Source organism: Kocuria rhizosphaerae (assembly GCF_044462265.1).
GTDB lineage: Bacteria > Actinomycetota > Actinomycetes > Actinomycetales > Micrococcaceae > Kocuria > Kocuria rhizosphaerae.
Genome location: NZ_JBISWL010000074.1, coordinates 1 through 9,795, shown reverse-complemented (window position 1 = coordinate 9,795; position 9,795 = coordinate 1). Strand labels below are relative to the sequence as shown.

Here is a 9,795-nt window from a genome sequence, read left to right as displayed (position 1 = left end):
TGGGGTTCTCCGCAAATCGTGGACACGGTGCTAAGCGGCTTGGAGCCGCGTTTCGGTGGCCTGCGTGCTGGCGGCCCGCAGGGCGTGCTCGTGTTCGACCGGGGTGGTGTAGCCCAGCGCGGAGTGCAGCCGGCGACGGTTGTAGACGACCTCGATCCAGCGGGCGACCTCACGGCGGGCCTGGTCCCGCGTGGGCCAGGTACGCCGGTCGTAGAACTCGGTCTTGAGCGTGGACCAGAACGACTCGGCCATCGCGTTGTCCCAGCACACCCCGGTGCGGCCCATCGACTGGCGCACGTCCAGCTGCTGGCACACCTGGTGCAGCTGGGCGGAGGTGTACTGACAGCCCCGGTCGGCGTGGAACACCACACCGGCCGGCACACCCCCGCGCAGGGTGTGGGCCATCCGCACGGCGCGTTCGACCAGGTCGGTGGACTGCACGGTGTCCATCGCCCAGCCCAGCACCCTTCGTGAGCACCCGTCACGGACCACGCACAGGTACAGCCACCCTTCACCGGTGCGCAGATAGGTGATGTCCGAGATCCACACCGCGTCCAGGCTCCCAGTGTCGAAGGCGCCTTCCACCCGGTCCGGGATCGAGTGCGTGGCCGTGCCGGGGATCGTGGTCACCGGGGCCCACTTGCGGGGACTGATCCCTTCGATCCCTTGCCGGCGCATCGCGGCGGCCACGGTCTTCTGGTTCACCACCAGCCCGCCCCGGGCCAGGGCGGCGGTGATCCGCGGCGCCCCGTCCACCCCGTCGGAATGCTCGTGGGCGGTGCGCACGGCCTGATCGACCTGGGCCCGCCGGATGGCCTGCGGGCCCGGCCCCGCCGCGCACCGGGCCGCCCAGGCGTAGTAGCCCGAGCGGGAGACCCCCAGCAGCCGGGCCATGCGGGTGATCTCGAAGTCGGCCTTCTCCGCGTCCATCAGCTCAAACCGTTCTTGCGGTGTTGCTTCGACGCGAAGAAGGCTGCTGCTTTTCCCAGGAACTCGTTGTCCAGCTTCAGCTCGGAGACCTCGCGGCGCAACCGGTCCAGCTCGGCCCGCTCATCGACCGTCAACGGCTCCTGCGCCCCGGTGGCCCCGGTGCGCTCACGCTCGGCTTTCACCCACCGGCCCAGCAGCTGCTCCCCGATGCCGAGCTCCCGAGCGACCTCGGCGATCGAGCGTCCAGTATCGATCACCAGCCGGGCCGCCTCGATGCGGTACTCCGGGGTGTACTTCTTCCTCTGTCCCACGCGGACATCCTCTCTGGCAGGAACGAATCCCGCCATCTCGGTGTCCACGAAAAGAGGCTAACCCCATTCAGCACTCTGGTCTTTATCGCGGGAGTCTGCGTGATCATCTTCCGCCACCTCCTTGCCCGGGTGATGATGGCGAGTTTGTACGGCATGTACGGGGAGAAGGCCAGGATCTTCGACGGCGGGAAAGGCGCGGCCCATCACATGCTGTGGGCGGGTGGCGGCTGGATCGTGCTGTCGGTGATCCTCCTTTGCGCAGGGCTCTTCATTCCTCCTGAGGCGTTCTGACTAGACCGACACCCGCTCCCTTCCCAGATTGCGGACGAGCACTCCACAGACAATCGCCGCAGCTTCACAGGACAGGTCCTAGTAGCCCGGGGCAGTCAAGGCACGAGTGCCATCATGGCGGGGGATGCCACCACGCACGCTGACGTGCGAAGAGCCGAAAAGGAGCGTCAATGAATCCCAGGAAAAAGCGGGTCGTTACATACCTTCAGAGATCCAGGATATCCGCACTACTTGGTGCTTTGACAGTTATTCCCATGATGGTAATCGGTATCTATTTGTGGGCAACCCAAGGAGAGTGGGTATTATTTGCCATTAGCTTGGTGGGGGCCCTGGGCTTAGTCGCGTACATCATGGATAGTGAGCACCATTTTCGTGACGATCCGTAGAATGTTGCTTTTGGAGATAGGTGACAGTCCCCGAACTCCCGAGGCGGCGTGGGCCGGGCCGCGCACTACTTGACGGGCCTCCCGCCCGAGTCCACATGGGAACCCCAACTGCATCGAACAAGTCGGCTGTGGGTAGTTGCCACGCAGTTCCGTGCTGGATTTAAAGGAATGCAACCGCCATTAGCACTGCTCCAATAAGGAAGAGGACTGATCCGGAACGCATCCACTGTCGGACACGAGGAGTCGGTGCTCTACTACTGTCCCAGTTGGGCTGACGAGATTGTTGGAGTGAGATCACCATGCCTATTAGGACGCACCCTGCTGCCACTATGTACAAAACGATGGCAATGGTCATTGCGCCAGAATCCACGTAAGTTTCCCTCCACTTTTTACTGCACCGCAGCTCTGGCGCCCACTCGGGGTTCAGGGGCGGTCTTATCTGCTCGACTCAGTTTCCGGCATGCAGGCTGCAACCTCCAGGTGTGCATCCGTTAAGGGGACAGGCTCGTCCCGCGCCACCCCGTCCAGGAGCTCGAGCCGAGGCATAGTAGAGGGAACCCTCATTGCGACGCCGCTGGTGCAACTGCCGTGACTGTTGTCCGGTAGTCCGCCTTATGACAAGCCCTTGGTTCAACCGCCCAGGCTCAACTTGCTTTCGCGGTATTGGGCGGTGGTGCGGTACTGCCGCGGTGTCAGCCCGTAGATTTCGTGGAAGACGCGAGAGAAGCTGGAAGGGTTGGCAAGGCCCCATCGGGCGGCGATACCGGAGATCGTCCAGTCGCGGTACTGGGGATCAGCCAGATCGCGACGGCAACGCTCCAGGCGGCGCGCTCGGATCCACTCGTTGACGGTAGTGCCTTCGGCCTCGAACAGTTTGTGCAGGTAGCGCACGGAGATGTGCTGGGCCTCAGCCAGCTTCGCCGGCCCGAGTTCGGAGTCGCTCAGATGGTCTTCGGCGCAGGACTGCACCTGGGCGAGCAGTGACGCGGCACGGGAGGTTTCCAGGGACGGTCGGTGCTCTTCGAGGGTTTCGGTGAAACAGGCGGAGAGGACATCGAGCACAGCATCGTCCAGGAATGGACCGACCCGCCCGGGGCCGATGAGGGCCTTGCGGCCCAGGCCGGCGAGGAAGGGGGCGGCTAGTGCTCCGGCTCCCTCGCGGCCGGCGATGCGGCGGGCGGTGACATGGCGCATGGCGTCGGCAGTGACCCGCAGCAGGGGTCGAGGGAACATGGCCACCAGGACCCGAAAGTCCTCGTCGTAGACCAGCTCGAAGGGGCGCGTGGTGTCGTAGACCGTGAGGTCTCCTGGGGTGAGCAGGGCCTCTCGGCCGTCCTGGCGCACGATGCCGGTGCCGGCCACCTGGAGGCTGACTTTGTAGAAATCGTGGTCACCGGCGTCGATCGACCCTCGAGTGCGCAGGACACGATGGGGCATGGCGGCGACCTCTGAGAGGACGACAGCCCCCAGCGTGGCCGTGGCCATGCTGGCCTGGAACTCCGTGGCGCCATGCGCATCGACCTGCAGGGGACCGAACTCACCGGTGACTGCGCTTTGGAAAGTACGTGAAGAGCCGAAGTTCTCAGCCCGTGGAGCCGGTATCAGCTCAGTCATAGCGCTCCTCGTGCCGGCGCCGGAACGGTCAAGGGCGCTCCGTGCGCCAGGTACCTAATTCAACCATCGGCCAACCATGATCAGCCACCCCTGTGTGACCGTCAACACAGACTGTGCACTGGGTGACACATGTAGTTCCTCCAGGGGCAAGACCGCTCGGCCTTTGAGGCGAATACTCAATAGCAATCCATCGTGAACTGCTTTACCCGGCCAGTTGGCGCCGACTCCGGTGCCGGCGAGCCGCCACTTCCGCCTGACCAGGGGGTCATCATGTCTTCACCGGCCGCATCCGGCACCAACGCCGAGGCCCATCTCGTGCCGGATCAACACTCCGGCTCCGAGTTGCACGCCAGTCTGTCCTGGAAGGACGCCTTCGCGATGTCGATGGCCGTCTCCGGTGGCCTCTACGTCTCCTTCGGCGCCACCGTGGCGGTGGTCGGGGGGCTGTCGGCGATGGCGCTGTGGGCCTTCGCCGCGCTGATCGGCTGGGTGCAGAACACCCTGTTCGCCGAGATGGCCTCGATCTTCCCCGACAAGCCCGGCGGGGTGCCGATCTACGCCCACGAGGCCTGGCGTGAGCGCTTCGCCCCGGCCGGGGCCCTGGCCACCTTCGGCTACTGGTTCGGCTGGTCGGCGGTGATCTCCATCGTGAGCATCACCGCCGGGGCCATCATCGCCGCCCGCTGGCTGCCCGAGGCCACCTGGGCCCTGAACCTCGGGGTCGCTCAGGTCGGGCCGGCGCAGCTGATCGGCATCGGGCTGATCCTGGCGATCATGGTGCCCAACCTCTTCGGCGCCCAGCCGGCCGCCTGGGTGAACAAGGTGATCGGGGTGCTGCTGCTGGCCTCCTTCGCCGTGTTCATCGCCGCCCCGGTCGTCTCGGGGCAATGGCAGGCCCCCAACCTCACCTGGGGGCTGGGCGATCTGGCGACCGGCCCCTGGGCCACGATCCAGCTGGCCCTGGTCTGGCTCTACCTGATCGGCTGGACCGCCTACGGCACCGAGATGTGCGCGGCTTTCATGCCCGAGTACCGATCGAAGAAGGACGGCAAGAAGGCGCTGTTCACCTCCGGGGCCTACACCTTCGGGATCTTCCTGCTCGTGCCCTTCGGCGTCGGCGGGCTGATCAGCCAGGAGGAAGCCGCGGCCGATCCGGCCGGGATGTTCGTCACGGCCTTCACCCGCGTACTGCCGGCCGGGCCACTGGCCGACGTGATGCTGCTGGCCATCCTGGCCGCCCTGCTGATGGGGGTGAACGCCTCGATGGCCGATGGCTCCCGGGCACTCTACGGGGCCGCCCTGGACGGGCTGGCGCCCAAGCAGCTCGAGAAGACCAACCGCCACGGGGTCCCTGCGCGAGCAATCTACGCCGCGGTGGTGATGAACATCGTGCTCGTCGTCTTCATCGTCAACCCGATCTCCATCCTGGTCGCGGCCAACCTGGGCTACCTCCTGGCGATCCTGCTGGCCCTGGCCGGCTTCCTCGTCCTGCGCCTCGACCACCCCGAGTACGACCGCCCCTTCCGAGTGGGACGCTACGCGGTACCCCTGGCGGCGGTGCTGGTCGTCTACACCACCGTGGTGCTGGTAGTCGGGGCGCTGTCCAGTGAACTGACCGGTTACGGGGGACCGAAGGAGCTGGCCATCGGCGTCGGGATCCTGGCCCTGTCCCTGGTGCTCTACCTCTACCGCCGCCGGGTTCAGGACCGTCTGCCCCTGCTGCGCGACCCCCGCCCCGTCCCGACCACTACTCCAGTCCCCGGTCCCCGCTGAGTCCAACCCACCCGACCAAGATCCGGAACACCCCGCTTGAAAGGAACGACCATGTCCGAGGTTCTCTCCGCCGTTTTCCACGCCGACACCGCCGCCACCGCCCCCGAGCCCTTCGAGGTCGGCACCGTCCGATGGTTGCGCAAGCCCGGACAGGGTGGGCGCGAGGCCCTCTCGGCCGGGATCTGGGAGGTCACTCCCGAGCAGGCCCCCGAGGCCTTCGATCTGCCCATCCACCAGGACGAGAGCATCTACATCGTCTCCGGCCATCTGCGCATCCAGGTGCAGGACGGGGACACCTTCGACCTCACCGCCGGGTCCATGGCCTCCTTCACCGAAGGTGCGATGACCCGTTGGCAGGTCCTGGAACCCACCGTCGAGTTCTTCGTCTACAGCTGAGCCGGCGGCGCGCCGCGTGCGTGCCGCACCCGCTGCAGTCCCATCCCTGATTCCCTCCGAAGGAGTTCTTTCCATGACCACCGACAACTCGTTCCAGGACTACGTTCCCGTCGACGAGTGGCCCTCCGTGTCCACCATGCTCGACGGCTTCGGGGACCAGACCCTTCCCGCCTCGCCGGCTCTGGCCGGCACCAACGTGACCCTGCTGGGCGAAGACGGCCGGAGCTTCACCATGGCCTTCCGCGACGACTCCTCCCTGACGTGGACCTCTAACACTGCGGGCGACGAGGAGAGCCTGGAGGCCACCTACAAGGCTGTCGAAGCCCGTCCGGGGATCTTCATCCTCGACTTCGTGCACGGTGCAGGCCGGCAGATGCGCGATATCACCGTGGTCCTGAACCAGAACAGCGGGGCAGCCACCGTTGCCGTCTCCGAACTTCACGAGAAGGACGGCGCCGTCAAGGGCAGCACCGAGTTCACCCACGCCCGGGTCGAGGGAACCGAGGCGGCCTTCCACCAGCGTTCCGCCGGGCTGGTGGGCAAGCGGATCTACTACCGCTACAGCGATGTGGAGGCCTACGAGCACATCTACCTCACCCCGGGCACCTTCGTGTGGCACTGCCTGCGCGGTGGGGAGAAGGGACTGGCCGACGTCGACCGGACCCTGGCCTTCGAGGTGGCTGAGGACCTCTACCTCTTCTTCTGGACCGAACGCGTCATGACCGTGGAGTCGGTGCTGCTGGTGGATCTGCAGGAGCGGCGCTCGATCGGGCGGATGTTCGGCTGGGACGACACCACCGACGAACCGCTGGTGCTGCCCTTCAACTCCCGGCTCACCGTCCTGAACACCACCGAATACCCCCAGGACCACGCCAAGCACTGAACACCTCGTTCATCGAGCACATCGCCACATCCTTCTCAGGGCCGACAAGGTCGACCCCGGGGAGCACGCCGAGGAGGCAGACATGATCACACCGGCCCATGAGCCGCCCCGGGTGGCACTGGTCACCGGCGCGGGCAGCGGTATCGGCGCTGCGGCCGCTGAAGCGCTCAGCTCTGCCGGGTGGCAGGTGGTCATCTGCGGGCGGCGGGCTGAGCCGCTGGAAGCGGTAGCCGCAGCGACCGGGGCCGTGCCGCTGATCGCCGACGTGACCGCACCGGACGCGGCACGCCGCCTCGTCGAGCAGACGGTCGAGCGGTGCGGACACCTGGATGGGCTGGTGCTCAACGCTGGAATTGTCCGCCCCGGAACCACCGGAGAGCTCAGCGACGAGGACTGGCGGGCTCAGCTGGACACCAACCTCACCGCCCCTTTCGCCCTGACCCGCGCGGCCCTGCCGCACTTGATCGAGCGCTCCGGTGCCGTGGTGGGCGTGGCCTCCGTGAGCGCGCTGCGTGCCAGCGGGGGGACCGTTGGCTACAACGTCACCAAGGCCGGGCTGAGCATGCTCATGCAGTCAGTGGCGGTGGACTACGGGCCCGCCGGCGTGCGCGCCAATGTGGTCTGCCCGGGGTGGACCCGCACCGAGATGGCCGACGAGGAGATGGCCGAGCTGGGCCGGGATCGGAGACTGGACGTGGAGGGGTCCTACGGCCTGGCCACCGCCGTGCTGCCCACCCCGAGGCCGGCCGCCTCAGCAGAGATCGCCTCGGTCATCGCTTGGCTGCTCTCCCCTGGCGCGTCCTACATCAACGGCGCAGTCATTCCCGTTGACGGCGGGCTGACCGCCGTCGACGTCGGCGGACTATGTTTCGACCCCCGGGTCTCGATCGCCACCTCCGCACGCGGCGCCGAGTCTCTCGGACGATAGGAGACCGCTCATGGACCTCCAACTGGCCGGACGCGCAGCCATGGTCACCGGCGGCGGATCGGGCATCGGCCTGGCCTGCACCCAGGCCCTCCTCACCGAAGGCGCCCGAGTCGTGGTGGTGGACCAGAACCCCGCCGCAGCTGACACCGTAGAGGTGCTCCGGTCCCAAGGCCACCGGGTCGACTTCGTACCGGCGGACGTGTCCGAGGAGGCAGATGTGCAGCGCGCCGTGCGCGCTGCCCTCGACCTCCACGGCCGGCTCGACACCGTCATCGGGTGCGCCGGCATCTCCGGGCCGGTGGGCACCCCGGCCGCCGAGGTGAGCGTCGGGGACTGGGACCGGGTGATGGCCGTGAACGTGCGAGGCAACTTTCTGCTCGCCAAACATGCCATCCCCGCGATGTCCGGCAGCGAAGTCGCCACCATCGTGCTCCTGGCCTCGGATGCAGCACTGGTGGCCTTCGAGGGCATGACCCCCTACAGCGCCTCCAAAGGCGCGGTGCTCATGCTGACCAAGTCGCTGTCGGTGGACCACCCCGCCGTGCGCGTGAACTGCCTGTGCCCCGGGGTCGTGGACACGCCCATGTCCCGCACCGACCTCGGCCGACCCGACGGCTTCCAGGGATCCGGACTGCCGGTGATGCCCCCGGAGCAGCTCGCCCAGCACGCGGCCTTCCTCGCCTCCCCTGTCAGCGCGCCGATCAACGGAACGTCCCTGGTCTCCGACTTCGCGTACCTCGCCCGCTCGGCCGTTCCCCCACTGGATTTCACCGACGGACACTCTCCCACCCGAGACCGGATCGGGCAGCGCCCGTGATCAGCGTGCAGCCCACGGCTCGCCCAGGGCACGCCACCCACCCATGATGAGGCCAAGAGCCCCTTTCTCCACCGTCAAGGGCCGGCATCTACCGTCCCACCACATGAAAGAGACCACCATGACAGAGACTGAACTGTCCTGGGTCTGGTGGAGACTCCGGTCAGGCCGCCGCGACCGCGGTGGCCTGGTGGTGTTCACGATAGTTCGCTTCGTGCTCGAGCGGGGGCCGGTAGCCGATCGCGGAGTGCAGCCGGTGGGCGTTGTACCAGTGGACCCAGTCGGCGGTCTCGGTCTCGACCTCCGCGCGAGTGCGCCAGGAGCGGCGGTTGAGCTCGATCAGCTCGTTCTTGTAGAGCCCGATGGTGGACTCCATCAAGGCGTTGTCCAGGGCATCGCCCACGGTCCCGATGGACCCGGCGATCCCGGCTTCCAGCAACGCCTCGGTGAACGTCAGCGACGTGTATTGGGACCCGGCATCGCTATGGTGAACGAGGCCCGTGGAGGTGAAGGTGACGTCGGTGCGCCGACGCGTGAACAGCGCCTGCTGAAGGGCCGTCGACACCAGTGCCGTGTGCTTGGAGGCCGTCACCTGCCAGCCGAGGATGGCCCGGGAGTACACGTCGGTGACGAAGGCGACGTAGACGAACCCGGACCAGGTCCACACGTAGGTGAAGTCGGCCACCCACCACTGGTCCGGGCGACTCGGGGTCGCCCAGGCCCGCCCGATCAGGTCCGGGTGCCGCGGTGCTCGTTCATCGGCCACCGTCGTGACGGTGTGGTGGCGTCCGCGCACGACCCCGGTGATCCCGGTGATGCGCATCAGCCTCCCGACCTGGTCCCGGCCCAGGTGGAGCCCGGCGCGGCGGGCCGTGTGCCAGAGCTTGCGCACGCCGTAGAGGCTGCGGTTGGCCCGGTAGAGGTCGTAGACCGCCTCGGCGGCGTAGGCCTCCTCCAGCACCGCCGCCGAGACCCCGCGGGCCTTGGCCGCGTAGTAGGTCGACGGGGCGATCCGGTACCCGTGCGCGGCGAGCACGGAGCAGATCGGCGAGACCCCGAACCGACCCCGGTAGGCGTCGATGTAGTCGATCATCACTTGATGAGGCGGTCTCGCTCCGCCGCCGCGAAAAACGCCGAGGCGGTCTTGAGGATCTCGTTGGCCCGCTTGAGCTCAGCGTTCTCCTTCCGCAGGCGCTTGAGCTCCTCGTTGTCGGAGGAGGTCACCCCGACCCGGGTGCCGGCATCGACCTCGGAGCGCTCGATCCAGTTGCGCAACGTGGCCTGATTGATGCCCAGCAGCTCCCCGATCCGGCGGCGGGACTCCAGCTTCGACTCCCCGGTCTCGTCCTGACGCTCCCGGTACATCCTCACCGCCCGGTCCACCGTGGCGGCGTCGTACTTGCGTGGTGCAGACATGATCCCAGTCTCCTTGCTAGATCAACGTCTCCACCAGACCCAGGACAGTTCAG

The 9,795-nt window shown here is 67.0% G+C and carries 9 protein-coding genes and 1 other annotated feature; of the genes, 6 read left to right on the top strand and 3 right to left on the bottom strand.

The window, feature by feature from the left end:
- Window positions 1–30: 30 nt before the first annotated feature.
- Window positions 31–1,277 (bottom strand): IS3 family transposase gene (locus ACH9EU_RS08625; RefSeq protein WP_396412164.1). Its coding sequence is split into 2 segments (ribosomal slippage): window positions 31–974 and window positions 974–1,277, totalling 1,248 coding nucleotides; the frame shifts between segments, so codons are not numbered across the junction.
- Between the two features lie 63 nt (window positions 1,278–1,340).
- On the opposite strand from ACH9EU_RS08625, the gene ACH9EU_RS08620 reads away from it, so the two are divergent.
- Complete coding sequence (locus tag ACH9EU_RS08620) at window positions 1,341–1,532, top strand: hypothetical protein (protein ID WP_396413527.1); 192 nt, start codon at window positions 1,341–1,343, stop codon at window positions 1,530–1,532.
- A gap of 1,016 nt (window positions 1,533–2,548) precedes the next feature.
- Here ACH9EU_RS08620 and ACH9EU_RS08615 read toward each other — a convergent pair.
- Window positions 2,549–3,532, bottom strand: coding sequence for an AraC-like ligand-binding domain-containing protein (locus ACH9EU_RS08615; RefSeq protein WP_396413526.1), 984 nt, complete (start codon window positions 3,530–3,532; stop codon window positions 2,549–2,551).
- A 270-nt stretch (window positions 3,533–3,802) separates the two neighbouring features.
- Here ACH9EU_RS08615 and ACH9EU_RS08610 point away from each other — a divergent pair, with 270 nt between their 5' ends.
- The 5 genes from ACH9EU_RS08610 to ACH9EU_RS08590 all read left to right on the top strand — a co-directional run bounded on the left by ACH9EU_RS08610 (window position 3,803) and on the right by ACH9EU_RS08590 (window position 8,329).
- Window positions 3,803–5,305: an amino acid permease gene (locus ACH9EU_RS08610; RefSeq protein ID WP_396413525.1), complete on the top strand. Its 1,503-nt coding sequence runs from the start codon at window positions 3,803–3,805 to the stop codon at window positions 5,303–5,305.
- Between the two features lie 51 nt (window positions 5,306–5,356).
- A complete protein-coding gene (locus ACH9EU_RS08605) occupies window positions 5,357–5,701 on the top strand; it encodes a cupin domain-containing protein (RefSeq protein WP_396413524.1) in 345 nt (114 codons plus the stop codon).
- A gap of 73 nt (window positions 5,702–5,774) precedes the next feature.
- The gene (locus ACH9EU_RS08600) at window positions 5,775–6,584 is read left to right on the top strand and encodes a MoaF C-terminal domain-containing protein (protein WP_396413523.1); all 810 of its coding nucleotides are present in this window, start codon (window positions 5,775–5,777) and stop codon (window positions 6,582–6,584) included.
- Between the two features lie 82 nt (window positions 6,585–6,666).
- Window positions 6,667–7,512, top strand: a complete 846-nt coding sequence (locus ACH9EU_RS08595) for an SDR family oxidoreductase (RefSeq protein ID WP_396413522.1) — start codon at window positions 6,667–6,669, stop codon at window positions 7,510–7,512.
- A 10-nt stretch (window positions 7,513–7,522) separates the two neighbouring features.
- On the top strand, window positions 7,523–8,329 hold the full coding sequence (locus tag ACH9EU_RS08590; protein WP_396413521.1) for an SDR family NAD(P)-dependent oxidoreductase: 807 nt from the start codon (window positions 7,523–7,525) through the stop codon (window positions 8,327–8,329).
- A 160-nt stretch (window positions 8,330–8,489) separates the two neighbouring features.
- Here ACH9EU_RS08590 and ACH9EU_RS08585 read toward each other — a convergent pair.
- Window positions 8,490–9,742 (bottom strand): IS3 family transposase gene (locus ACH9EU_RS08585; RefSeq protein ID WP_396413490.1). Its coding sequence is split into 2 segments (ribosomal slippage): window positions 8,490–9,448 and window positions 9,448–9,742, totalling 1,254 coding nucleotides; the frame shifts between segments, so codons are not numbered across the junction.
- Window positions 9,330–9,461, bottom strand: a sequence feature (AL1L pseudoknot). (Overlaps the previous gene by 132 nt.)
- Window positions 9,743–9,795: the final 53 nt, after the last annotated feature.